At 42.2% G+C, this 26,499-nt stretch carries 21 protein-coding genes; 1 reads left to right on the top strand and 20 read right to left on the bottom strand.

The window, feature by feature from the left end; translation table 11 throughout:
- Positions 1-64: 64 nt before the first annotated feature.
- From AC3WTL_RS00945 to AC3WTL_RS00915, 7 genes are all read right to left on the bottom strand, one after another.
- Positions 65-2,242, bottom strand: a complete 2,178-nt coding sequence (locus tag AC3WTL_RS00945; protein ID WP_248348097.1) for a malate synthase G — start codon at positions 2,240-2,242, stop codon at positions 65-67.
- Between the two features lie 180 nt (positions 2,243-2,422).
- On the bottom strand, positions 2,423-3,883 hold the full coding sequence (locus AC3WTL_RS00940) for an FAD-linked oxidase C-terminal domain-containing protein (protein ID WP_252219065.1): 1,461 nt from the start codon (positions 3,881-3,883) through the stop codon (positions 2,423-2,425).
- Entirely contained in the window at positions 3,880-5,238 is a 1,359-nt protein-coding gene (locus AC3WTL_RS00935; protein WP_163144403.1) for a (Fe-S)-binding protein, read from the bottom strand. Before AC3WTL_RS00935 ends, AC3WTL_RS00940 begins: the two co-directional genes overlap by 4 nt.
- A complete protein-coding gene (locus tag AC3WTL_RS00930; protein ID WP_252222456.1) occupies positions 5,239-6,561 on the bottom strand; it encodes an FAD-binding oxidoreductase in 1,323 nt (440 codons plus the stop codon).
- A gap of 62 nt (positions 6,562-6,623) precedes the next feature.
- Positions 6,624-7,316 carry a FadR/GntR family transcriptional regulator gene (locus tag AC3WTL_RS00925; RefSeq protein ID WP_048011045.1) on the bottom strand — a complete coding sequence of 231 codons (693 nt, stop codon included), beginning with the start codon at positions 7,314-7,316 and terminating at the stop codon, positions 6,624-6,626.
- A 541-nt stretch (positions 7,317-7,857) separates the two neighbouring features.
- Complete coding sequence (locus AC3WTL_RS00920) at positions 7,858-9,165, bottom strand: C40 family peptidase (protein WP_252219069.1); 1,308 nt, start codon at positions 9,163-9,165, stop codon at positions 7,858-7,860.
- 308 nt (positions 9,166-9,473) lie between these two features.
- Positions 9,474-9,842, bottom strand: a complete 369-nt coding sequence (locus AC3WTL_RS00915; RefSeq protein WP_048012041.1) for a Na-translocating system protein MpsC family protein — start codon at positions 9,840-9,842, stop codon at positions 9,474-9,476.
- 175 nt (positions 9,843-10,017) lie between these two features.
- Between AC3WTL_RS00915 and fdhD the strand changes: the two genes are divergently transcribed.
- Positions 10,018-10,815, top strand: coding sequence for a formate dehydrogenase accessory sulfurtransferase FdhD (gene fdhD / locus AC3WTL_RS00910; protein WP_163144411.1), 798 nt, complete (start codon positions 10,018-10,020; stop codon positions 10,813-10,815).
- A 158-nt stretch (positions 10,816-10,973) separates the two neighbouring features.
- On the opposite strand, the gene AC3WTL_RS00905 is transcribed toward fdhD, so the two are convergent.
- The 13 genes from AC3WTL_RS00905 to AC3WTL_RS00845 form a co-directional block, all read right to left on the bottom strand.
- A complete protein-coding gene (locus tag AC3WTL_RS00905; protein WP_048012068.1) occupies positions 10,974-11,294 on the bottom strand; it encodes a hypothetical protein in 321 nt (106 codons plus the stop codon).
- Positions 11,295-11,307: 13 nt separating this feature from the next.
- Positions 11,308-12,213 carry an HD-GYP domain-containing protein gene (locus AC3WTL_RS00900; protein WP_226617541.1) on the bottom strand — a complete coding sequence of 302 codons (906 nt, stop codon included), beginning with the start codon at positions 12,211-12,213 and terminating at the stop codon, positions 11,308-11,310.
- A gap of 225 nt (positions 12,214-12,438) precedes the next feature.
- A complete protein-coding gene (locus tag AC3WTL_RS00895) occupies positions 12,439-13,005 on the bottom strand; it encodes a helical membrane plugin domain-containing protein (RefSeq protein ID WP_492368785.1) in 567 nt (188 codons plus the stop codon).
- Positions 12,998-15,964 carry a formate dehydrogenase subunit alpha gene (fdhF, locus tag AC3WTL_RS00890; RefSeq protein WP_248348103.1) on the bottom strand — a complete coding sequence of 989 codons (2,967 nt, stop codon included), beginning with the start codon at positions 15,962-15,964 and terminating at the stop codon, positions 12,998-13,000. Before fdhF ends, AC3WTL_RS00895 begins: the two co-directional genes overlap by 8 nt.
- Positions 15,965-16,222: 258 nt before the next feature.
- On the bottom strand, positions 16,223-17,581 hold the full coding sequence (locus AC3WTL_RS00885) for an LVIVD repeat-containing protein (RefSeq protein ID WP_248348105.1): 1,359 nt from the start codon (positions 17,579-17,581) through the stop codon (positions 16,223-16,225).
- A 457-nt stretch (positions 17,582-18,038) separates the two neighbouring features.
- Positions 18,039-18,716 carry a GNAT family N-acetyltransferase gene (locus AC3WTL_RS00880; protein ID WP_404322275.1) on the bottom strand — a complete coding sequence of 226 codons (678 nt, stop codon included), beginning with the start codon at positions 18,714-18,716 and terminating at the stop codon, positions 18,039-18,041.
- A gap of 3 nt (positions 18,717-18,719) precedes the next feature.
- Positions 18,720-19,595, bottom strand: a complete 876-nt coding sequence (locus tag AC3WTL_RS00875) for a carbon-nitrogen hydrolase family protein (protein ID WP_163144428.1) — start codon at positions 19,593-19,595, stop codon at positions 18,720-18,722.
- A gap of 126 nt (positions 19,596-19,721) precedes the next feature.
- A complete protein-coding gene (locus tag AC3WTL_RS00870; protein WP_197216942.1) occupies positions 19,722-20,063 on the bottom strand; it encodes a nuclear transport factor 2 family protein in 342 nt (113 codons plus the stop codon).
- Between the two features lie 108 nt (positions 20,064-20,171).
- Positions 20,172-20,606: a hypothetical protein gene (locus AC3WTL_RS00865; protein ID WP_248348107.1), complete on the bottom strand. Its 435-nt coding sequence runs from the start codon at positions 20,604-20,606 to the stop codon at positions 20,172-20,174.
- A 162-nt stretch (positions 20,607-20,768) separates the two neighbouring features.
- Positions 20,769-20,909: a hypothetical protein gene (locus AC3WTL_RS00860; RefSeq protein ID WP_156185226.1), complete on the bottom strand. Its 141-nt coding sequence runs from the start codon at positions 20,907-20,909 to the stop codon at positions 20,769-20,771.
- Positions 20,910-21,217: 308 nt separating this feature from the next.
- A complete protein-coding gene (nagE, locus tag AC3WTL_RS00855; protein WP_492368784.1) occupies positions 21,218-22,594 on the bottom strand; it encodes an N-acetylglucosamine-specific PTS transporter subunit IIBC in 1,377 nt (458 codons plus the stop codon).
- 138 nt (positions 22,595-22,732) lie between these two features.
- Positions 22,733-23,992 carry an exo-beta-N-acetylmuramidase NamZ family protein gene (locus AC3WTL_RS00850; protein WP_492368783.1) on the bottom strand — a complete coding sequence of 420 codons (1,260 nt, stop codon included), beginning with the start codon at positions 23,990-23,992 and terminating at the stop codon, positions 22,733-22,735.
- 353 nt (positions 23,993-24,345) lie between these two features.
- The gene (locus AC3WTL_RS00845; protein ID WP_492368782.1) at positions 24,346-26,460 is read right to left on the bottom strand and encodes a glycoside hydrolase family 3 protein; all 2,115 of its coding nucleotides are present in this window, start codon (positions 26,458-26,460) and stop codon (positions 24,346-24,348) included.
- Positions 26,461-26,499: the final 39 nt, after the last annotated feature.

The raw sequence follows: 26,499 nt of genomic DNA, 5'->3' as shown, positions 1-26,499 counted from the left end.
AGGAACAAACCTTGCGAAATCAGTCTTAGAAAAACAGGGCACATTCATGCCCTGTTCTACACTATTACTGTTTTACTGCATACTTGGATTTCGCTTCAAGACGGCGGCGGTGCAGGATTGGTTCTGTATAGCCGTTTGGCTGATCATAGCCTTCGAAAACAAGGTCACATGCTGCCTGGAATGCAACCGATTGATCGAAATCAGCTGCCATTGGGCGGTATGCGGTATCTCCACTGTTTTGTTCATCTACTACCTTAGCCATTTTCTTAAGTGTCTCAAGCACTTGTTCCTTCGTGCAGATGCCATGGTGAAGCCAATTTGCAACATGCTGGCTCGAAATCCTTAATGTCGCACGGTCCTCCATTAAACCAATATTATTGATATCAGGAACTTTGGAACAGCCGATGCCCTGCTCAACCCAGCGTACCACATATCCGAGGATACCCTGTGCGTTGTTTTCCAGTTCTTCCTGGATCTCCTCTTGAGTCCATTGCGGATTTTCTGCAACCGGTATCTGCAGAATTTCGTCACGAAGATCTGTAACTTCCTCCAGCAGCTTGTTTTGCACCTTCTGAACTTCTACCTGATGGTAATGCAATGCATGAAGGGTGGCTGCAGTTGGAGACGGTACCCAGGCAGTATTGGCGCCGGCGTTCAAATGGCCGATCTTTTGCTCCATCATATCTGCCATCATATCAGGCATAGCCCACATGCCTTTTCCAATTTGCGCACGTCCCTGGAAGCCTGTTTCAAGGCCTGTATTGACATTGGATTTTTCATAGCCTTTTAGCCAGGCTGTTGCTTTCATATCATTCTTGCGGATCATCGGGCCAGCTTCCATGGAAGTGTGCATCTCATCCCCTGTACGGTCAAGGAATCCGGTGTTTATGAAAACAATGCGCTCCTTTACTTCACGGATGCAGGCTGCAAGATTCAAGGAAGTACGGCGCTCCTCATCCATTACACCAATTTTCAGTGTGTTCCGCTCCAGTCCAAGCAGATCTTCCGTCCGGTCAAATAACTCGTTTGCAAAAGCAACCTCTTTGGAACCGTGCATTTTTGGCTTAACGATATAAATGGATCCCTCAGATGTGTTTTGGTATGGTCCATTTCCAAGCAATGTATGCTTCCCGATCAGGGAAGTAACTACCGTATCGAGGATCCCTTCCTGCACTTCATTTCCTTCTGCATCCAAAATAGCGTTAATGGACATTAAATGTCCGACATTCCTGACAAACATTAATGAGCGTCCAGGTAATGAAAACTCCTTCCCTTCAGCAGACACATATGAACGGTCAGGATTCAATTTACGTGTCATTGATTTAGAGCCCTTTGTGAAGGCTGCGGAAAGGTCACCTTTCATTAAACCGAGCCAGTTGCGATATACAAGGACCTTGTCTTCAGCATCAACTGCGGTTACTGAATCCTCACAGTCCATAATTGTGGTAATTGCAGCTTCAAGTAAAACATCCTTCACCCCGGCATCATCCGTTTTTCCAATTGGGTGGCTTCTGTCAAACTGAATCTCAAAATAAAGTCCATTATTCTTTAAGAGTACCGCAGAAGGCTGATTCTGCTCTCCCTGGTATCCGGCAAACTTTGCTTCTTCTTTTAGTTTTGCAGTTTCCCCATTGCCCAGCACAACTGCCAGTTTCCCTTCATCAACCTTGTATTGTACAGCGTCTTTATGCGAACCGCTTGAGAGAGGAACAGTTTGGTCAAGGAATTCCCTGGCAAATGCAATAACCTTTTCTCCCCTTACAGGATTATATCCGCCGTCCCTATTTGCCCCATTTTCTTCACTGATTGCATCGGTTCCATAAAGTGCATCGTACAAGCTTCCCCACCGGGCATTTGCTGCATTGATCGCATATCTCCCGTTATTAACTGGAACGACCAATTGCGGTCCGGCCTTCACAGCTACTTCTTCATCCACATTTTCTGTAGTAATTTTAAAATCCTCGGCTTTTGGCTCAAGATAGCCGATCTCTTCCAAAAATGACTTATAGCTATTAAAATCAAAATCCTTGTTTTCCCTGTGCCATGTGTTCAGCTTATGCTGAATTTCATCACGCTTTGCAAGCAATGCTTTATTCTTAGGGGTCAGATCATTTATAAGCGCTTCCAAACCGGACCAGAATTGCTCCTGATCAACGAAGCTTCCCGGCAAAGCCTCGGAATTGATAAATTCATAGAGCTCCCTTGCAACCTGCAGACTTCCTGTTTTCACATAGTTCTCCATTATTCATTTCCTCCTTTGATTGCTGCTTTTAATTTCATTTGTTTCTTATTACGAAACAGCGTTTCTAACTTTCTCTTAAAAAAATAATAGCATGTTTTCAAAAGTATTTTCAATAATTTTCACACAATTTTATTCTTCTCTGTTTTCAATGCCAGCCTTTCACCAGGAAAGGCTGGCAATTTATGAAATTGCCTGGGCCTTCATCTCTTTTTTAACTTCCGCACATCTGCCTGGCGATGGGAACAGCTTTCCTGCATTTAAAAGATTATGGGGATTAAAGACTTCCCGGATCTCTGTCTGGGCAGCAATTTCCTCTTCTGTGAAAACAAAGCGCATTTCTTCCCGCTTCTCAATGCCGACGCCATGTTCTCCAGTAATGGTCCCTCCAACATCCGCGCATACCTTCAGACATTGGCTTCCAGCTTCAAGCGCTTTCTCTGATTCTCCTGGTACCCGTGCATCAAAAAGAACAAGGGGGTGAAGATTTCCGTCTCCTGCATGAAAAATATTCGCAATCCTCAAACCCGATTCACTGCTGATCTGATTGATTCTGCTTAAAACCTCAGGCAGCCTGCTTCGGGGAATAACCCCATCCTGAACCAGATAATCAGGAGAGATGGCTCCCATTGCACCAAAGCCCGTCTTCCGGTTCGCCCACCATCTGGCTCTTTCCTCTTCACTTCCGGCCGCCCGGACTTCACGGACATTCCTCTTTCGGCATACCTCGAGGATCTGGTCAATCTGTTCCTGAATTCCCGCAGCAATCCCATCCACTTCAATCAGGAGCACTGCTTCGATATCTTTTGGATGGCCTACCGGAAAAGCAGCAGCTTCCACCCCTTCAATCGCAGTTTTATCCATCATTTCAAGGGCTGCCGGCACTATACCTGCAGAAATTATGTCCGATACAGCCTGGCTGCCATCATCAACCCGATCAAAGTAGGCAAGTACGGTCTGTTTTCCTTCAGGATTTTTCAGAACTCTGACTGTTATCTTTGTCACAATGCCAAGGGTTCCTTCAGAACCTGTGATCAGACCAAGCAAATCATATCCCGGAGCATCCGGAATACCGTCTTTACCAATTTCCACTATTTCGCCATTAGGCATGACCACTTCAAGTCCCAGTATATGGTTTGTCGTAACTCCGTATTTCAGACAATGAGCACCGCCGGCATTTTCTGCGACATTGCCCCCAATTGTACAGCAATATTGGCTGGATGGATCCGGTGCGTAATAATATCCTTTATCAGATATGGAATTGGTGAGTTTCAGATTGACAAATCCAGGCTCTACAACGGCACGGCGATTTTCCAGATCTACGCTAATAAGCTTTTTCATCCTGACCATACTGATAATGATTTCTCCATTAAGCGGTATGGCTCCGCCGCTAAGCCCTGTTCCTGCTCCCCTTGCAAGGAAGGGAAGATCGTTTTCAGAGCAATATTTAACAATCTCCGCCACTTCTTGTGTGTTTTTAGGAAAAACGACTGCCTTCGGCAGATGTTTATGAATCGTAAAGCCGTCACAGTCATAGGCAACAAGATCTTCTTTCAGGTAAAGAATGGAACGGGCACCGCCAACAATATCAGCCAAATTTAAGATGTGTTTATCCTTTGTTTTAACCCGGTCTTTTGCTTTCACTCTTCTCCCTCCCGCATACGGTCTTCCTTTTGATAAGCCCAGTCCAGAAGCTGGACTGTATGGACGATTTTCTGGTTTCTGCCGTATTTTTGAACTCCCATTGCCATCTGCAGCATACAGCCGGGATTACCCATCGAGATCATTTCCACATCATCGGGCACATTCTCCATTTTGCTTTCAAGGACCGCATTGGCCATTTCAGGATTGGTAATATTGTAGATACCTGCACTTCCGCAGCAGCGGTCTGAATTAGGCATATGAACCATGTCTACACCGGGAATATCAAGGAGAATATCGCGCGGCTGCTGCCGGATCCCCTGTCCATGCGCTAAATGACAGGCATCATGATAAGTAATTCTAGTGTTCATCTCAGCCTTTGGCTTTTCATAGCCTGTTTCATGAAGAAATTTTGAAATATCCTCTACCTTTTCAGAAAACTCTTCCGCTTTTGCATGCATTTCCGGGTCTTCCTTAAATAATTCTGCGTATTCCTTCATCATGCACCCACACCCGGCAGCATTAACAATCACTTTATCAAAGTCCTTGAATGCCTCCATATTCTGCTTTGCCAGCTTCCTGCCCATATCACGGTCTCCAGCGTGAACATGCAGGGCTCCGCAGCAAGTCTGGTTTTGTGGAATGACAACATCATTTCCATTCCTGGTCAGTACGTTGATGGTGGATTCATTAATATCACTGAACATGACATCCATTACACAGCCGGTCAGCATGGCAACTTCCTGCTTTGTCTCCCCTGTTGCTTTTATTACTTTTACGTCTTTATATTTCTTTTTAACAGGCTCTTTCACTTCAGGCATGATAGATTCCATATCTACGAGGTGCTGCGGCATGACATTGATTAATTTAGTTTTCCGGACAGCTTTTTGCATGCCGCTCTTTTGATAGAATCTCAGAAGGCTGCCGAGCGTATTTAAGCGATTCTGGTGCGGGAATAGATCATGAAGAAAAAATTTGCTGATGGCTCCTTTTACACCTGTTAATGGCATTGCCTGACGAATCTGGCCCCGTGCTTCCTCAATCAAACCGCCCACATCGACATCAGCCGGGCATGCAGTTGTACAGGCGCGGCAATCCAGACATTGAAACACCGGGTCCATGAATTGCTCATTTACTTGAAGCTTTCCTTCTGCGACTGATTTAATTAAGTGAACCCGGCCCCTTGGAGAATGCTGTTCCTGGCCTGTCTGTTCATATGTCGGGCAAGATTCCAAACACATGCCGCAATGGACACAGTCAGCCCATTTCTTTTCATCGGGCGGATCGCTCCATAAATAATTTCCCAATCCTGAGGTACATGGCGGTTCTTGCTTTAAATCGAGTTCCCGGACACTCATTTAAATCCCTCCTATGAATCTGTTTGGGCTTAATGTTATATTTGGGTCAACCTTTGTTTTAATCCCATGGAGCAAAAAGAAATAAGAAGGTTTACTTCCCCAAACATCCACTTTTTTCCGAAGCTCAAATGGCAGGTGTTTTGCAATCGCATATCCTCCTGCTCTTTCAGCGGACTGCCTTACGTGTACAGCTGCATTGGCGACATCTGACTCTGCTCCTCTAATGGTCACTTGACTCAACCCATGCCCAAGTCCTCCATGTGACTCGATACTTACATTAAATCGGTCCTTCAGCAGTTCCGTTTCCTTTAACAAGTTCAACGCTTCAAGATTTACAGTTCCAATTTTAAGGGTGGCTTCGGTTTGGATTGGCAATTCCCCATCCAATCCATTGGGGATGTGCCTGTAAAACCGGTGCCAAAACAAATCGGCTTTTTCTTTTGGATTTATAAACAATTCCGCATCATCAGGCAACATATTCCTCACGAATTCTTCCTGATAGCGGACTGAGCTTTCCACATCTTCAAAACCCATCGCTATAGTGTAGGCGTTTATTCCGGCTAGCTTATCAGAAAGTGCCGGATTCAGGAGTTCAAGTGAGACAGGTTCAATCATAGAGTCCAAAACCTTCACAGCAAAAGCTTTAATTCCCTCCAGGTTTCCTTGTGGAAACGAAACAAGAACCAGGCTCTCGCACTTAGGTATAGGGCGAAGCTTTAAGGTGACCTCAGAAATGACACCAAGTGTGCCCATCGCCCCAATAAATAGTTTATTCATATCATAGCCGGCCACATTTTTTACGACTCTTCCACCGGATCGGATTACTTTTCCATCAGGGTAAACAGTCCTTAAACCAATGACTGCATCACGGGCTGAACCGTAGCCCAATCTTTTGGGTCCGCTTTCATTTGCTGCAATGATCCCGCCTATTGTGGCATTTTCAGGCCAATAAGGATCGAGTGATATTTTTTGATTATGCTGTGCCAGATAATCCTGAAGATCTTTAAAGCGAGTTCCGGCTTTTACTGTTAACGTCATATCTCCGGGCGTATGTTCCACAATCCCTGTATATTTTTCAAGCGATAGAAGAATATCCGTTTTTTCGGTTAAGCCACCGAACCCCCGCTTTGTGCCTCCGCCCATAATGTTGATGGTTAAACCATTCGAATCTGAATGCTTAAGTACAGCTGCAATTTCCTCTTCTGTTTCCGGAAAAACAACCATATCTCCGGAATTGCCAAATGGGCTTGAAGCTTCATTTTTACTAATCTGGTCTTCCCTTAAAGAAGCCTTTAACTCACTTATTGATTCTGCTGCAATCAAACTATCCACCGCCTTTTGTTTCGTAATAACAAACAGTGTTTCTAATATTAATCAAAAAAACATCATTGCTCCTGAAGGATACTCATCTGCAATAGTTTCTCAACCAATTCTAAATGGTCAACCATGTTCTTATGTGCCTGATCCGGCTGCTGATTTTTAATAGACAAATAGATCTCCAAATGCTGCTCTTCAATTTTCCTCGCAATGTCAGCCCGTGTTTCGAGGTAATGGTGAAAATCAATCATGGACTTTTTTAATGTTTCAGAAATGAACTGCACAAATTGGATAAGAATATCATTACCTGCTGCACGGGCAATCGCCATATGAAACTGGTAATCCTCCTCCCATCCATGTATGGCTGCATCGGAAATCAGCGTCTTCATCATTGCCAAATCTTTATCCGACCGATTTGCAGCTGCCATTTCAGCAAGCCCTGTTTCCACCATTTTTCTTGCCTGGAACAACTCCTGGATGTCTTTTATGTCCGGATGCAAATGCGGATTGATAAACAGCTTAGAAGAATCAAACCTGGTTATATAAGTGCCTTCTCCCTGCTTAACCTGCACAATTCCTTTGCCCTGCAAAGAGGTTAGGGCGTCTCTTACAGCTGACCGTCCTACGCCGAATAATTCGCACAGCTCTCTTACTGAAGGAAGCTTATCCCCAGGTTTAAAGGATCCTTTGGCAATCATATCTTCAATTTGCTCAGCAGCAATCTCAGAAATTTTGCGTGTTGAAATCTTTTTCACATTCATCCTCACGCCCCCCTTTCTTTGCAGACATCACATATCTGATAAGTTGTTTGTTATTTACTATTTAATCATGCTTAATTGTAATAATCAATAAAATATTTTGAATTTATTAAAAATTTGCGAGTTTTTTATGGATAGGGTTTTTGTTCGGGTGCTGGGGGCAAATTCGGACTCATGTGGAGGAAATCTAGGAGATGAGGGCCGAACCTGGCGTAGCTTCTGACTCAAATAGAGGGAATATAGGAGATTGAGTGCGAACTTGGAGTAACTTCTGACTCAGATGGAGGAAATCTTGTAAACTGAGTCCGAACTTGGAGTAACTTCTGACTCAGATGGAGGAAATCTTGTAAACTGAGTCCGAACTTGGAGTAACTTCTGACTCTGACAGGTCAAATCTTGAAATTTAAGTCTGAACTTGGTTCTACTTCGGACTCAGGAGCTGCAAATTCGATAACTTGAGTCCGAACCTGTTTCTACCTCTAACTCAGATAGGATCAAAAAAAACCTGACTTCCAAATTTCACATGGAAGTCAGGTTCATTTCACTATTCTATAATGCGTACAACACGGCCGTTAAACTTAGTTTTCCAATAGCCGCTTGACATATTTGCAATTGCAACTCCCGTAGAGCTTTGGGAACCGATAAATTTACCGCCGCCAAGGTAAATGCCTACATGGCCATCCCTTTTGTAGGTATCAAAGAAAACAAGATCTCCCGCTCTCATCTCGCTTGCTGAAACCTGGCGTCCGGCAAATTTAAGAGAATCTGTGCTAGCTCCGACACTGATTCCTGCCTGGGAGAATGACCAGTGTACAAAGCCTGAGCAATCAAATCTTCCATTTGCGATATCATAAGCATTTCTTCCGCCGCCAAACACATAAACAGAATTACCGATATATTTATTGCCTGCAGTGGTAACAATGCTGATTGCGCTTCCGCCATTAACGCTTGGCTTTGGAGCAGACGTGCTGGAACCTTTTGTTTTTTGGGCAGCAGGTTTTTGCTTATTCACTGCAGCTGAGTCTGATGGTGCTGAAGCCACTGACTGGGCTGCCGGTACAGATTGAGCTGCCGGTGCTGTCTGGGCAGCAATGCTTTGTTCGATTTCAGCAATCAATGATGCATATTTAACATCTTCACTCTGCAGCTTTGCCTTTTTATCAGCAATAGAGTTTTCTTTTTCTTTTAACTGCTGGATTAATGAGCTATTTTGCTGTTTTTGTTCTTCCATAGTAGTCTGCATGCCCTTTAACTCAGTCATCATGCTTGTTAATCCCGCAAGCTCTTCTTCTACTGCAGCCTTCTTTTCTTCAAAAGCTTTTTTATCCTGTTCCTGTTCTTCCAGTAATTGTTTGTCTGCCTGAACAAATGTAGTTACTGCTCCGACACGGTCAACGAAATCACTGAAACTGGAAGCACCAAGAAGAACATCCAGGTATGCAACCGATCCGCCGCTTTCCTGGAAAGATTGTGCACGCTGCTTCAGTATAGCACTTCTCTTTTCAATTCTATCCTCGATGATCGCCATTTCTTCCTTCAATTTTTCTACTTCGGCTTTTGTATCAGTAATATTAGTTTCCGTTTCTGCTATTAATTTATTATTATCTTCAATTGCTTTTTCAACTTTAGTAATTTTAGCATTTAACTCTGCAATTTCTTTAAGTACACTTACCAGTTCCTTATCAGCTTCAGCCAATGTAGCCTGCAAATTGGAACGCTGCTGCTGGATTTGGCTTTTTTGATTCTCGAGCTTATTAATTGATTCAGCATTTACTCCCGGGATTGAAAAAGCACTTCCAAGCCCAAGAATAATTGTCGTATTTAAAACGAGGAGTCTTTTTTTCAAAGTCATTACCCTGCTTTCTAATATGTACTCGGTCTATTAAACAGCCGTATATCAAACTATTTATCTATGTATATCTTTTCAGCTTTGTCTCTAGTAAATTTGTCTTTCCATGGAGGATTATACCATCCTTATTTGACAGACTTGTTAGAGTAATATTACAAAAATATTTCAAACGTGACATTAAACCCCTTTTTTCGCCATTCTTATATGACATAATTCCTTATTTTACACATATAAAGGTATCCAACGTGAGTTGTAAGAAGGATACCAAAAAAAATAAAAAAGACTGGAATCCAGAATATATCTTCCAGATTTCAGTCTTTTAATTCCATAAACTTGCTTTGAATGTCCTGATCGAATACAAAAACTGACATTCCAAAATCCCGTTCTATATCAATGTCCACAAAAAGGTCTATTAGCCTTGCCTGCAAAAAATCTTCCATTTCTGCCGGCCGATTCTTTTTATACATTTCCTTGACCATTTCTGTTCTGGCAGCCCGAAGCATTTGTTTCCCTTCGTCTGCACTCGCTATAAACTTTTCTACAGGAGATAAATTCCCTTCCATTTCACAAATAGCCCAATTTTTGCAGAACGTGGTCCTAACCTTGCTTGGTCCTTTGCCCATATGCTTTTTCCGGAAGGAGCGCACTAAGTTACTGAATTCAGCTTCATATTTGTTCATATTCCAGCCCTCAAAACTCTAATTTCATGTATAATCTCATTTATACAAGTCTGTATACACTTTAATAAGTTAATCAATTAATACAATTATTGTCAAACTAAACAATCTAAATTTCTTGTTAACTGAAATTTTATGCTAATATTTTGTTAGTCGAAAGGTTTTAGGGGGAAAATTAATGGATATTCAAAGCAGCAGAAAAATTGTCAGATTTCAGAATGGAGTTTTGCAGGAAGCAGAAGATTCAATTGTTTCTGAACACCCTCTCACCATTCACCTAAATGGAGAAGAGTTCGCAACAATGGTCTGCAGCCCAGAGAATATTCGGGAATTAACAATCGGCTTTTTGGCTTCTGAAGGCTTTATCAGGAGATTTGAAGAAATCAAGGATATTCAAATAGATGAAAGCAAAGGTTTTGCATATGTAGAGCTGCATACCCAAACTTCTACAGCAAGCCATGAATTCCACTCCAAGCGGTTTATTGGTTCATGCTGCGGAAAGAGCAGGCAATTTTATTTTCACAATGATGCCAGGACAGCCAGAACTTCTACATCAAAGCTGACCTTGTCTCCCAGCCAGTGCATCTCTTTTATGAAACAGCTTCAGGATGGCAGTCTGATTTTTCAAGAAACCGGAGGAGTACATAATGCCGCCTTATTTTCTGCAGATGAAATGATTGTCAGCAGAACAGACATTGGCCGGCATAATGCACTGGATAAAATCCTTGGTTATTGCATTGAAAACAGGATTTCTGTAAGAGATAAAGTCATTGCATTCAGCGGCAGAATCTCTTCGGAAGTCCTGCTAAAAGCCGCCAAAATTGGAGTTGGCATCATCCTATCAAAATCAGCACCGACTGATTTAGCCATCAAGCTGGCTGAAGACCTAAATATTACAGCGGTTGGCTTTATTCGAGGTCAGGCTTTTAATGTTTATTCTCATTCTGAAAGGATCGTTTCAGGGGAGGAAGATTAAAAAGAGGGGGCTGACACCCTCTTTTTCATTTAAAAAGGATCTAAATTCAGTTCACATTTATGCTGAAAATTTGAATATGCAAATGTATTAAGCGTATATATGTGTTAGAAATCCTTTAAAAAAAGGCAAGTCAAAGCTGTTCTTTGACTTGCCCTCTCTTAAAACATTGGATGTGGAGGATCTATACCCAGAACCGTTTCGCCATCCACGGTTAACCAGATGTAATAATGGTCAATTTCCGTTCTGAGGACTTTCTCGATCTTTGCTATTAATCCTTCCTGCAATTCAAATGACAATCTTGCTGTTTCTTCACCTAATTCATAGCCCTGTAACCCCATTAAATCAGCTATATACCTAGCTTCTTGATACGATACTTCTACATATTTATCATATTCAGGTAAATATGCAGCCTCTGACGTCTTCGCGTTGAAAACAAGTACTAACATCAAACTTAATAGAACAATTGCTGCTTTCTTCATTATTATTCCCCCTTTAAATTTTCACTAATTTTTCTTTTATTTTAATAAATGTATCAACGATCTCTGGATTGTACATGGTACCCCGATTTTGTATAAGTTCATCTATTGCTTCAAGTACACTTCTGCCTTTCTGATAAACACGATCAGTAGTCATTGCATCAAATGAGTCTACAACAGAAATAATGGCAGCCTCTATAGCAATTTCATCCCCTTTAAGACCTTTGGGATATCCTGTGCCATCAAATCTTTCATGATGCTGCTCTACCACTTCGCCTGCTTCTATTAAACTCGGCAGACCTGTTTCTTGCAATATTTCGCGTCCAAACGTCGAATGCTGTTTCATTAACTCCCACTCATCAGAGGTTAATTTACCCGGTTTTTGAAGAATCTCAACTGGCACCTTTACTTTTCCTATATCATGCAAGAATGCAGCTAGATTAAGTTTTAAAATTTGCCGGGAATTTAAATCAAGCGCGTCAGCCATGAGCATTGACATTTTTGTAATTCGATCGCAATGGTCACTTGTATATCCATCTTTTTCTTCAATTGATATGACCAAATCTCTTAATTCATTTGTCACTTTGCTATAGTAATGAAATACTGGATTAGAGGTTACATATAAAAATTCAGATTGACCTATTGATTGAAAAATATGATGTTCAGTTACAGGACATCTTTGGAACGAATCACCGGGTCTTAGCGTTTTTTCTCCATTAGAATCTTTTAATAGCAGTTCACCGGAAAGCATATGAAGATATTCCAGCGTTTCACCGCCTTCTAACGGTTCCAGTCCCCACCTTGCATCTGGCTCCAGCCTATGATAAATAACCTCTGTCCCATCCCCCGAAGCAATCAGGGAGATTTGCAACCCTTTCATGTGGACTGTTTCAATGAAACTACCTTCATTTATGATGCCCACTTCATTACCCTCTTTCTAATACCTTCTCAAATGATGTATGTATTGGGTATACCTATTTATCTATCCTTATTGCAATTCTAGTATATGGTTTTCCATTTTTCCACAAAATTCTGCTATATTTTTGATTTATAAGATAATATTGTAAAAATTTGAGTCTATATACCTATTTTTATTATGTTATATAATAAAAAGCCAGTGACCTGATTAGCGGTCACTGGCTTGCTTTCATTCTCTCTTGTTTGGAGGAACATCACTTTCGTTATTTTCCATTTTGTGCAATTTCTGTTCTTCTGGAAGCTGGGTGTTCCTTTCCATGGCGCTTGTATCTTCGCCCATTCCTTTTAAAAAGGTGATCAGGAGGGTAACTGCCCGATTGACTTCCGGATCTTTCAATGCCTTAACAAGATCAAAATAGCTTGTTTTTTCATCAGTATCTTTGTATTCCGCCACTCTTGCAATACCTGAATTTAATTTTAACAGCAAGGGTTCAAGCTGCTGGACATTTATAGTACCGAGGGTTCCAACCATAAGAAGCAGGTTTTTTATTGTATTTGTAGCTTCCGGTTTGTCTAATGCTTTAACAAGGACATTCAAAACTTTATCTCCCTGTCCAAACAGGCCATTCAATAATGAGAGAACTCCCCGATCATGCATATGTCCGACCGCTGTCAGAAGCTCAAGTATAGGTTCCTTATTTTCTATGAGGGCATTCTCCACTTGTTCCAGGTCTTTTTTTCGTTTATCCTCGGGTGACAATTCAAAACGCTTGATGTTATTAATCGCTTTAGCCATGCTGCTTCCGCTCCTTTTTCACCAATTCTCCCGGGAAAATATAATCTTTCCTTGCCCATTTCTTTTGGACATTTACACCTATTTGCGGCTGCGGATTGCCATAGCGGTGATTAATTCTAGGAAGTGGATTGCTGCCTTCTTCTCTCAGAATTTCAAGCTTTACCTTTGTTTCCTTATATGCCGGTGTATCAGTATCCTTGTCGGCATAGCTGCTTGTTAATAAATTTATGGCCGCGTCTCCTCTATCATTCATAGGAAGGTAAACTTCCTTTTCTTTTACCCTGTCGGTTATATGGCATTTAACTTTAACATTGCCATACGGTGAAGTCAGTCGAACAAGCGTGCCGTCTTTCAAGCCTCGCTCCTTTGCCAGCTCCGGTGATACCTCAAGGAACACTTCCGGTGTTTTAGAGCTGATTCCTTTTGACTTATATGTCATATTCCCTTCATGGAAATGCTCCAGGAGACGGCCATTATTGACATGGATATCATATTCCGCCGGGAATTCTAGAGCAGGAGTCCAATCTACCGGATAAAGTCTTGCCTTGCCATCCGGGAACGGGAAGCCATCCGTATAGAGGAGTGGAGTGTCAGTTCCGTCCTCAGCGACAGGCCATTGCAGACTATTGTATCCTTCCAATCTATCATAGGTAACGCCAGCGTATAGAGGCATAAGCTTTGCTGCTTCGGCCATTACTTCGCTTGGATGTGTATACGTCCAGCCTGCTCCTAGGCGATTCGCAACTTCAGTAATAATCTGCCAATCCGGCTTTGAATCTCCAAGGGGCTCAAACGCCTTGTACAGACGCTGGATTCTTCTTTCTGTGTTCGTAAATGTCCCTTCCTTTTCCAGACTTGGGCTTGCCGGGAGAACAACATCTGCAAACTCAGCAGTACGGGATAGAAAAATATCCTGTACGACAAAGAAATCAAGCTTCTCAAATGCTGCCTGCACATAATTGATGTTGGAATCCACAAGCCCCATATCTTCGCCCTTTAAATACATTGCTTTCAGTTGCCCCTCATGAACTCCCTCTACCATCTCATGATTATTCAATCCGGCTTTTTCAGGAAGCTTTACACCCCAGGCATTTTCGAACTTCCTCCTCACATCAGGATCTGACACCTTTTGGTAACCAGGCAAATTATCAGGACTGCTTCCGAAATCTCCTGCCCCCTGTACATTATTATGGCCCCTTAATGGATATGCACCTGCACCAGGCTTAGCGTAATTGCCGGTTACTAGCAGGAGATTTGAAATGGCTGTGCTTGTATCACTGCCTCCTAGATGCTGCGTGACACCCATTGCCCATAATGCAGAAACACTTTCGGCTTCATGAATCATTTCAGCCATTTTGATTAGATTGTCTCTGGAGATACCGGTTGTTTCTTCTGCAAATTCCAGCGTATATTTCTCCAGATTTGATACAAACTCCTCCAGTCCGTTTACTTTTTCCTGAAGAAACTTCTCATCCGCCCAGCCCTGATCGATAATGTATTTCGTAATGGCAGAAAGCCATACCATATCAGTACCGGCTCTAGGACGCACAAACAGATCCGAACGCTCTGCCATTTCGTGTTCCCTCAAGTCAGCCACGATTACTTTCTGGCCGTTAAGCTTCTGGGATCGTTTCACCCTGGTGGAAAGAACCGGGTGGGATTCCGATGTATTGGAGCCGATTATCAGCACTAATTCGGCGTTTTTAATATCTTCTATAGAACCTGCATCACCGCCATATCCAACAGTTCGGAATAAGCCTACCGTTGCCGGAGTCTGGCAATACCTTGAACAGTTATCAATATTGTTCGTTCCTACAACTGCCCTGCCAAGCTTCTGCATGAGATACGATTCTTCATTGGTGCATTTAGAGGAGGTAATAAAGCTAAGCGCATCCGGGCCATGCTTTTCTTTGATTTCTGTAAATTTCCGGGCAATTAGATTTAGAGCTTCGTCCCATTCTGCTTCACGAAATGAATCGCCTTCCCTGATTAGCGGTTTGGTTAAACGTTCCTCACTATTTACAAAGTCCCAGCCAAATTTCCCTTTTACACATGTAGAAATGCCATTGGCGGGCGCTTCTGCCTGAGGTTCAACCTTCAATATTTCGCGGCCTTTTGTCCATACGTCAAAGCTGCAGCCGACCCCGCAATATGTGCAGACGGTTTTGGTCTTTTTAATTTTCTCTTCCCGCATAGCAGCTTCCATATCGGATATCGCCAGAATGGAGCCATATCCTGTTTCAACATTTTTAGTGATTTCGATCATTGGACGAAGGGTGTTTTTGGCTATGCCAGTCAGAAACCCTGCTTCGCCTTCCATCCCCTTTTCCATCATGGCATTACACGGACAAACAGTGGAGCAGTGTCCACAGGAAACACAGGAGGACTCGTTAATGGGCACATCATTATCCCAGATAACTCTTGGTCTCTGTCTCTCCCAATCAATTGTTAGGGTTTCAGTAACTTGGACATCCTGACAGGCTTCCACACATCTGCCGCAAAGAATGCACTGATCCGGATCATATCTGTAAAATGGGTGAGATTCATCCTTTTCATATGGCTTATGATCAAACGGGATGCTTTGATGATTGATTTTCATCGCCTTAACCGTATTATGTACTTCACATCCCCCGTTGTTATAGTCACAAACCGTACAATACAGCTCATGATTAAAGAGAATTTTATCCATGGCAATAGTCTGTGCCTGTTTTACATCAGGTTCCACCGTATCGATTATGTCTCCATCTTTAATTTTCGTGGAGCATGACCGCACAAGTTCTCCATTCACGGAAACAATGCAGGTATCACAGGTTTCTATTGCTCCCAGGCTGGGATGGAAGCAGACCTGAGGAATTTCGATCGAGCTGTCATTTAATAACTGCAAAACGGTTTGATCCTGTTCTGCCTTCATTTCTATCCCATTTATCTTTATATTGAGTGATGGCGGCAAATCTATCATCCTTTCAATGAATCAGTTTCTTGGTTTTCAGTACCCTTGCTGAAAAAAGTTAAACGTTTAGTAAATGATATTGGCTGACTTGCCCTTGCATTCTAAAAAAAAGACAACAGAAAAAACAGCTGAAATTTTCAGCTGTTTTTATCGGATTCATTTTTAACATAATGAGAACAAGTAAGATCTAAGAATCTCTTTCATTTTACTTTCAGTATAAAAATCAGACTTCATCACAGCATGGAGAGAATTTCCGTATCTCAGTTATTAGTGGCTGCCGTTCTTCTGCAGAACTTTAAGGCCGGAACCCATATCAGATGCAAGCACATAATTGCGATCTACGAATACACCCCAAATATTAGATTTGCTTGGAATATAGACACCAATTTCCTCGGGATTAGATGGATCAGTAATGTCTACTGTCCTCACTCCGCCAGCATAATGGGAGAGGTACAATGTGTTCCCCTGGACCTTAGGATCATGAACTGTCGCACCACCAGGAATCTTCTCAGTGAAATCCGTTCTAAAGGTACTTAGCAGCTTTGGATTCGCTTTATCTTTAATATCATAAATCATTGTGTACCCATAGGCACTCTCAAAGCCCTCTCTATTAGGTCCGAATACCTCCCTTGTTTCAATAAGGACATTCCCGCCTTTAGCTAAATCCATTGAATGGGCAGCTCCCTGAACATCGTTGGCAAAATCAGTTCTGCCAAGGTATACCGGATTTTTGGCATCACTGATATCAAGCATGATTGTTCCTAAATCCCAGTAGGAGAGGAAGGCTGTATTCCCGGTTCCATCTGTTTTGACGCTATGTGCAAATGCTGCCCTTTTAACTCCTTCTTCATCAGTCCAATTATACCCGTCATAATTCTCATCACTCACTTCAGGAATATAATTGCGCGGATTAAATTCATAAATGGTTTCAGGTGACGATGGTTTTGAAACGTCTACAATATTAACATCCATCTTCTCCCCATGAGAGTATAGATCTGCATAGCAATTTGCCGTCAGCACATAAACATTATTCCCCTGGACTGTAAGGTAAAGTTCATGTGTTCCTCTCGCACCCGATGTATCTTCCCAGAAACCCAGCTCTTTCGGTTCTCTAGGATTTGTTACATCATATAATACAAATCCTCCTTTTGCATTAGGGTTGGTGCGGTCGACCTTTTGAACGCTGACTGCAGCTAAGTCTCCTTTGAAATGCTTTGTATTCACCGTTTTCACGATCACTTTTTCCTGCCAAGTCCCTGGAAGGTGAGCGAATGACGACACTTCTACTGGATTTGAAGGATCTTTCATATCAAATACACGGACACCGCCTTCTCCGCCATTTTTTGTATGTGTGCCTACATAAGCAAAGCCTTTATGCGCATAAACATCACCCGATGAATTTTGTACCCCCTCTTTAACTTCTTTTAGAGGAACAGCAGCCACTTCTTGAAGATTACCTGTATTCTTGCTGCCTTCTAGCAATGGAACCGCTAATTCAACACCGGCCAGACTATCGCCTTTTTCTATACCTCCGCTGAATTCGTCATGCGCAAGAGCTGTCGTGCCTCCAGCTGAGAGTACAAGCGCTCCTGCCAATGCTGTTTTAATCAGGATTTTCTTCTTCAAATTAATTCCTCCTTATTTGTGGTGCCTATGTAATCGGTACACATTAGAATTTAAGCGTCCCGAAATACTGCAGTTTCTATATTAAAGAAAATTCAGAATTTTTAATATCTACAATTTTTCCTATTATTTCTACATAATTAGACAAATAATGCTCCCTCCTATATCACTAGATTACAAGGGATTATATATTTCTTTTGTCCCAAAAAAAACACCTCCCAATGGAAGATGCCTGCATAAATCTATTTCCTGCTTTTCAGCTTTCTTTTTACTGCCGGAACAACATACTTTTTTACTATAGTTGCACCTTGTTTTACTATAAAAGCTTTAATTATTCTTTTTACAACCATGAACGGATCCCTCATTTCGGTTTGAACATCATTATGATATCCTTTACCTTTTCAGTGTGCCCGCTAAACTTCAAATTAAAAAGCCCTTAAAAAAAGGGCTTCTTGCCGAATTATAAACGCATATCTTTAAAAGGATTCTTCCATTCCATCAAGGCGCCATAATTAAGGGACTCTTCATCTTCTAAATAATTTTCTGCAACACAAAGAGGTGTCCTGCCGCACCTCAGCAAAAATGTAATGACCGGATCCTTCTTTTTCCCCTCGATCAGTTGCTGGAGATAGTCTTCGGCGGACAATTCATGGGCGCATTTATGATAGCCGGGCATCCGTCCTCCACCTAGCAATCGATCAAGTCCTAAGTTTATGACAGTCTGATACATAGACTGCATCAAAAGTTTGCCAAGACCTAGATTACGGAAACCAGGCCGTACACTTATATCGACAATATATAATGTATTCCCTTGAGGTTTATGATTGCGTATATAGCCGCTGTCAGTTATTTCTTCCCATGTATGCTGTGGGTGTGAAGGATCAAAATCAGCAATCAGCCCGGTTAAGGACCCTGCCAATACTCCATCAGCCTCAATACAGAGTGCACCCTCCGGAAAGAGTTCTACATGATTTGCCAGCTGCTCACGATTCCACCATAAATCTGAAGGAAATGGCGGCGGAAAGCATTCTGCCTGAATGTCTATTAACTGATCGAAATCTTCTTTCGTATAATTTCTGATTACAGCCGGCACCGGCTTATCCCCGTCAAACACAAAAAATTCGCTTCGATATGCCATATGCTATCCTTCGATATTTTCTTTTTCCCAGTCTACATACAAATCTGTTCTGCGATCCCGCCAGGTCGTAACCGAACCGCGCTCACGGACTTCATATAAAAGGCTAAGGTCAAGATCGGCAGTCACAATCATATCGTCATTCAGCTCGCCTTCCACCATAATCCCCTTAGGCGGAAATGGAATATCATTCGGTGTAATGACGGCTGCCTGCCCGAAATTGGCACGCATAAAATCGACAGTAGGCAGGGAGCCAATTGTCCCTGTAACCACAACATACACCTGATTCTCAATCGCTCTTGCATGGCTTGTATAGCGGACACGGTGGAACCCATGACGGTCGTCTGTACAGGAAGGGCAGAAAATAACATCTGCTCCCTGGGCTTTAGCCATACGGACTATTTCCGGAAACTCAATGTCATAGCACGTCAGAATGGCTATTCTGCCTTTATCTGTATCGAATACACGAAGGCCTTCACCAGGTGACATATTCCACTCATGGACTTCAGTAGGCGTGATATGCAGTTTTGCCTGTTCTTCAATCCGCCCATCCGGATAAAATAAATGTGCCACATTATATAGGCGTCCATCTCTGTTAATTACGTGTGTACCGCCGATTATATGCATGTTGGTTTGTTTAGCAAAATTGGAAAATAGGTTTTTATATTGTTCAGTAAAACCAGGCAGCTCATTAATGGTCAGACTTGTTCCCTGCTCGCTTCCTATTGATAAAAGCTGTGTGGTGAAAAATTCAGGAAATAAAACAAACTCAGACCCAAACTCCTGGGCAGTTTTAATATAATGCTCACATTGGCTGGCAAACTCTTCAAATGAACGAATGGTGTGCAGATGATACTGCACAGCGGATACACGAATTTTCAATGTACTCCCCCTCATCAGAAAAATGTATAGATGAGTATCACTCTATCTTTAAAAGATTATCAATGATTTTCCTGCAGAGCACAATACTTTTTTATAGGTATACGAAATTTTTTAATTAACACTATTTTATTTTACAAACCAGACTTTTTGAATTTTTTTCTCTTTAATTTCATACATAGCTATCGCATAAATAGATTGGCCGTCCGCTCTTCCAGTTACATACTCATAATCAATAACTATATTTTCTTTCACCATTCTGGAAATCAGCTCAGCGTGCTGATTCGGATTGTTTCTAAAAAGCTGACTGTACCTCTCCCTCATTTTTTCTTTTCCCCTATATATAACTTCGTCCCCTGGGAATGTCATTACTATAACACTATCACTGTATACTCCCAGAAATTCATCAATGTTCTGCTGGTTATAAGCATCTAGCTGCTGCTGAGCAAGCCTTTCTGTTATTACATCCAAATGGTCACCATCTTTCCATGTTTTCTTTCTATCCTAAAGATTTATGGCATGCCAGTCTAGGTTTGTACAAAAAAAAGCATTACACCTAAAAAGTAATGCATAAAGTCGCTATTTTAACAATTTGCTTATTCCTGTAATAACATCAATACCTTTTTTAAAATCATTGTTTGCTGCATTGAGTACTTTTAAATATAGACTTAAAAGGGAAGCGTTTTGTTTCTTTAATTCCGCCACCTCTTTTCGAGTTGCTTTCAACTCGGACTTTATTGCTTTCATTTCTTTCTGCAAGGAAAGAAGTTCTCTATTTTCGGTGTGTTGAGCCTCTTCGATTGCTGCTCCATCTTTATCTTCAGACGGCTTTTGGGAGATTTCTTCGACCAGTCCCATAAGGGAATCATCCTTTAATATCTTATTGGCCATTTTAAATAAAGATCCGAAATTGATATTTTTTTCATCCTTCAGCAAGTTAGCTGCAAGTTTCTCTACAGCCTCAGAGTTATACCGATTTTTATTATTTTCAGGTTTTTCTGATGAATTGTTCATGTTTATTTTCCTCCATATCTATCCCGTCCTACTTCGTTTTCATTCACTATTCTATGAAACTGCAATATTTATGAAATGGACAAACATACAGGTTCAAAAATATTTGATGATTTTCTGCATACGAAAAACCCTGGAAGGATACCAGGGTTTTTGTAATTTGATTTAAGCGTCAGATGCAGAGCATCCCAATAGACTGCAAATAGCCTCTACGATGGCACCTTCTGCTGATGGTACAAGAATACTTGCCAATAGTAATACAACGGCTAAAAGAATGACAATTAACACCGTTAATGGTTCTACCATGATGATATCCCCCCTTTAAAATCATATAGCAAGGGAACCCTTACGTAGACATGTTATGTTTAAAATTTGGACATGCATAAACTACTATCCTATACTAAAAAAAAAGGGCGCTTGTCCATTGGGGATAACTTCATGAAAAGGACCATCATTCAGATTTTTTAGGTTTTTAACGAAAAGTTATTTTGGTGTGATAAAACTATTAAAGTTCCTTAATTATTCAATATGTGAGGAAGCAGGGAAAATAGAGGTATCCATGTAAACTATCCGTGAGAAAAACTGGCCCCCATGACGGAGAGCCAGCTTATCATTTACTTCTTTTTCAATTCATTTGCCAGAAATTCTACATTAGTTCCAACAATAACCTGCAGACTATTCTTGCTTAGCTTAATTACCCCTTTTGCTCCCAGCTGTTTTAATCCCCCTTCATCGACAAGAGACATATCTTTTACCCTTAAACGAAGGCGGGTTACACAATTATCGATTTCTTCAAGGTTTTCTTTACCGCCCAAAGCCTCCAGATAAGCAACTGCTGCTTCAGCATAATTGCCCTTTAAAGAGGAATTTCCTTCAAATTCACCTTCAACCTCATCTTCTCTTCCAGGTGTTTTCAAATCAAGTTTCTTGATCAGGAAATAAAAAACCGCAAAATACAGCAGGGCATATAGGAGACCTATCCCTGCCAGCAGAACCGGCTTCTGGGCAATGCCGAAGTTCAGAATATAATCGAGGGCGCCTGCAGAGAACCCGAAACCATGATGAATATCCAGGACATAGGTAATGGACATAGCCAGACCTGTCAAAGCAGCGTGAATTAAATATAGAACCGGTGATAAGAACATAAACAGGAATTCAATCGGCTCTGTAATACCTGTCAGGAAGGATGTAAATGCGAGTCCGGCCATCGCCCCTGCCACTGCTTTCCTTCTTTCCTTCTTTGCAGCCGCAACCATGGCCAATGCTGCACCAGGCAGCCCGAACATCATGATAGGAAAGAAGCCTGTCATAAAGATACCTGCAGATGGATCCTTGGCAAGGAAGCGCCATAAATCTCCTTTGATGACATCCCCTGCTGCATTGGTGAACTCGCCGAACTCAAACCAGACAAGTGTGTTCAGTATATGATGGAGACCAACCGGAATTAATAGACGGTTCAGGAATCCAAAGACCCCGACACCTGCTGCACCTGCACCGATTATCCAATCTCCGACACTGTTAATGCCTGCCTGGACCGGCGGCCACACATAGCCGAACAAAAAGGCAATGACGATCATAACGAGTGAAGTGATAATCGGCACAAACCGTTTTCCCCCAAAGAAACCAAGCCATTCCGGCAGTTTAATATCATGATATTTATTGTATAATAGCCCTGCAATTATACCGGAAATGATCCCTCCAAAAACGCCCATATTGACCGTATCGTTTATCGCTGCGGCACCTTCAGTCAGTACAAAATAACCCACTGCACCAGCAAGGGCAGCTGCCCCGCTGCCATCCTTAGAAAAACCGATGGCAATTCCAATGGCAAACAAGAGAGCCAAATGTCCAAATACAGCATTTCCGGCTGCAGATATAAATGGTATCCCTAAAAGGTCATCCTGTCCCAGCCTCAGCAAAAGTGCAGCAGCAGGCATAACTGCAATCGGCAGCATTAAAGACTTGCCAATCTTTTGTAAAAACCCCAGCATTTTCACACACCTCTTTCTCCATGGATTATTACATAATATGAACAGGCTTTATAATTCAGTACCAGGGACCATCAGTGCTGCGCTGACCCGCAAAAAAAAGAACCTGGAGCATAATGCCGCCAGGTCTTTCCTGCAAATTTAATAGAGTAAATATTCTTCGCGTGTCATTTTGAATTGTTTTAATTTCTTTTCCCATTTGGAGGAGATTTCTTCAACAGTTTTTCCTTCCTCAATGGCTTCACGTACCCAGCCATTGCCCATCAGGTTGTCAAAGAATGAAATTCCAGCACTGTTCTCTGCACGGAATTCGAAGTCTTCCGGATACATATCATGGATCGCCTTCACAATGTGAAGTCCGGTCTCGACAGGCTTGAATGCATCGCGATGTGTAACATGAATCTGAATCCCGTGGGAAAGCTGTCCTGCATGCTTGGAGAAGCTTGGTGTAAATGAAGCAGCTCTAAAAGTTACCCCGGGAAGATCTAGACCGTTCAAATGTCCAGCCAAATCATCAGCGTTGATAAATGGAGCACCAATCAGTTCAAACGGCTTTGTTGTGCCTCGCCCCTCAGAAACATTCGTTCCTTCAATCAATGCCGCTCCCGGATATACTAACGCTGTTTCGAGTGTTGGCATATTAGGAGACGGCATGACAAACGGAAGTCTGGTGTCATCGTAATACATATTGTGCTTCCATCCATTCATCTTGACAACAGTTAAATCTGCACCTATTTCAAACTCTTCATTAAACAATTCGGCCAGTTCACCTACAGTCATCCCATGGCGAAGCGGAATCGGGTAATTCCCCACAAAGGAGGAATACTCCATATCAAGCACCGGTCCTTCAACCTTTGTGCCACCTTGAGGATTAGGCCTGTCCAGCACGATGAAAGGGATATTGTTTTCTTTTGCTGCTTCCATCGCGTAAGCCATTGTGTAAATGTATGTGTAAAAACGTGTTCCGACATCCTGGATATCAAACAGAAGCACGTCAATATTTTCAAGCATTTCAGGGGTAGGCTTTTTGGTTTTTCCATATAAGCTGTAAACAGGAAGCCCTGTCTTTTCATCGATATAATACTCAACATATTCTCCCGCTTGCGCACTCCCGCGGACTCCATGCTCCGGACCATATAACGCAGTTAACTCCACGTCCGGATCATTGTGCAGAATATCAACAATGCTGTTTAAATTTGAGTCGACCCCAGTCGGGTTTGTAATTAAGCCAACTCTTTTTCCTTCTATGAGGTCCTTCTTTTCTTCTAAAAGGACTTCAACACCAAGCTCGAATTTCTTTTTCTTGCCTTTTCCTTTGCCATTGCCGTTATCTGCTAGCACAACAGTTAAAGAAGAGAGTACGAGAATCATTGTCAAAAAACCCATAAACCATTTCTTCATTATTTTTCCCCTCCCTGTTTAAGGATGAGATACATACAAGAACCAGATCTGCATGTATCCTTCCTTTTTAAAGGCACTTTTCCCAAAGATTGTTGTTTTTTGTTTTGAATTCAGCCCGTTGATTTCCGCTCCAGGCACGCAGCGAACCCGCGGGGAGGAATGCGAGCCTCCTCGGCTTCGCCTGCAGGGTCTCACACTTCCCTCTCTTCCCGCAGGACATTGAATAAGCTTCCTCGAATGAACACCGCACGAAGGAAATGCGTCAGCATTTTCGAGGATCAAGTGCCCTCCGCTCCAATCAACTCAGCAAATTAAATATAAGAAAACAGCCTTTTAAAAATTTCAGTTTTTTCTTAATAGCTCAATCCATGCCCAAATTCATATAGTACATTGCCATCTGTACCCGGAATTGTTACAGGCAATTTACCTGAAGGATTAATCTGGCCAAAGATAACACCTGCTGCTGCATCAAAGCTCGCCGTTCTGAAGCCATATTGTGCAATGTAAGCATCAACTTCCGGATAGGCCATGATGTCATATGGATTACGGATGCCAACCGAAATGACTGGAGCTTCTGATTCAGCAATGATGGAATTAATCATTTTCATCTGGGCGCTATCTGGCGAGCGTCCTGATACATTAAACGTATAGGAGCCCACAATAACTGCACTGGCATTCCTGATTTGTTCCTTCTGCTCTTCCGTTAATGCATAGCTTGAGGTCTGGATGACCGTTGTGTTTGCATGAAACTTGCCCACTGCGTTCTTTAAGTCTGTAATATACGTATTGCCGACAACGACAATATTATCCTCAGGAGATACTTGTAATGGCAGTGCATCTCCTTCATTTTTCACCAATGTGATAGAACGTTCTGCTGCTTCTTTTTCTATTTGTTTATGTTCTTCTGATCCAACTACGTTAAGAGCGTTTGCAATTTTTTCATCAATCGGCTGCGGTGTCTCTTCTTTCACAATTCCCCGCTTTATTTTCAGTGTTAAAATCCGCTCAACTGATGATTCTATGCGTTTTTCCGAGATTTCTCCATTCTCCACAGCATTCAATAGCCCTTCTGCAACTTCTTGAAGGCCAACAGGCATTAACACAATATCAGTTCCTGCTTTGACAGCACGAACGGCTGCGTCAACTGGTCCAAAATGTTCAGCGATGGCATTCATATTCATTGCATCTGTTGTAATGACCCCTTCATATCCCATTTCTTCACGCATAAGTTCTGTCAGCACTTTATGGGAAAGAGTGGCCGGGACGGCAATTTCTTCACCTGTTTTTTTCGAAATTGCTTTCGTGTCATCAATCTTAGGGAAGGTAACATGGGCAGTCATGATGGCATCCACTCCTGCTTCCATTCCCTTTTGGAAAGGATACAATTCAACTTCCTTTAGACGTTCTTTATCATGAGGCACTTCAGGCAATCCAAGATGTGAGTCTACTGCTGTATCTCCATGTCCGGGAAAATGCTTTGCAGTAGCAGCAACACCTGCTGATTGCAATCCTTCAGTATAAGCAACACCCAAGTCAGCGACAAGCTGCGGGTCCTCCCCAAATGAACGAACACCAATTACAGGATTGTCGGCATTATTATTTACATCCATGACAGGTGCAAAGTTCATATTAATTCCGAGTGATGAAAGCTCCTCCCCAATCGCCTTTCCGACCTTGCGGGAAATTTCTTCAGAACGGGCAGCCCCTAACGCCATATTGCCAGGCATGTCAGTTCCTGATTGAAGACGTGTAACAATTCCGCCTTCCTGGTCAATCGTCATCAATAAGCCGAATTTATCGGCAGCTTTCTGATAATCTGAAACCAATGTGGCAGTCTGTTCGGTTGTCACCACATTTTCACGGAATAATATTACCCCGCCAAGATGATAATCTTTTACCAGCTTCTCTATTTCCGGCAGCATTTTAGTGACATTTTGTCCCTTCCAGGTGCGGAAATCCGGCATCAGCATCTGGCCTACCTTCTCTTCAATAGACATATTTTTCACTGCCCTGCCGATGAGGTCATACCGTTTCCCATGCTCTTTTATAATTTTCACTTTAAAAGCAGGCTTGTCTTTGCTGCCCTTTTTATGGTTAGGTTTTATTTGAAGTGCGATACGGTCCTTATATACTCCGTCTGTTACACTGATAAAGGTTTTTCCCGGCTTCCCTCTTAAAGTAATATTCCCTGACTGATCAACTGCTGCAGCAGTTTTATTGCTGGAATTCCATTTCAGCCCTTCAGATACTCCCATGAAATGCCCCTCTTTATATACATGAAGCGCTTTTAATTGGAATGCATCTCCACTGATTTCCGTGCTGGCCTGGGGTACATTCTCCAGGAGTATTAAATCCTTTGCTGTACTTTCTGCCGCTGCGTTTTTCAAGGTTCCTACCATCCATAATTGCGAAACGGCAAGTGTAATTGTGAGAAGGAAAATAAACATAACTTTGCTGACTTTACCCATTTCTTTCACCGTCCTTACTGCTTTTTCATATGAGCTTAC

The sequence above is a fragment of the Cytobacillus sp. EB106-05-05-XG126 genome, assembly GCF_058791715.1.
The sequence above is the reverse complement of the archived record's forward strand: the minus strand, read 5'-3'. Positions and strand labels throughout refer to the sequence as shown.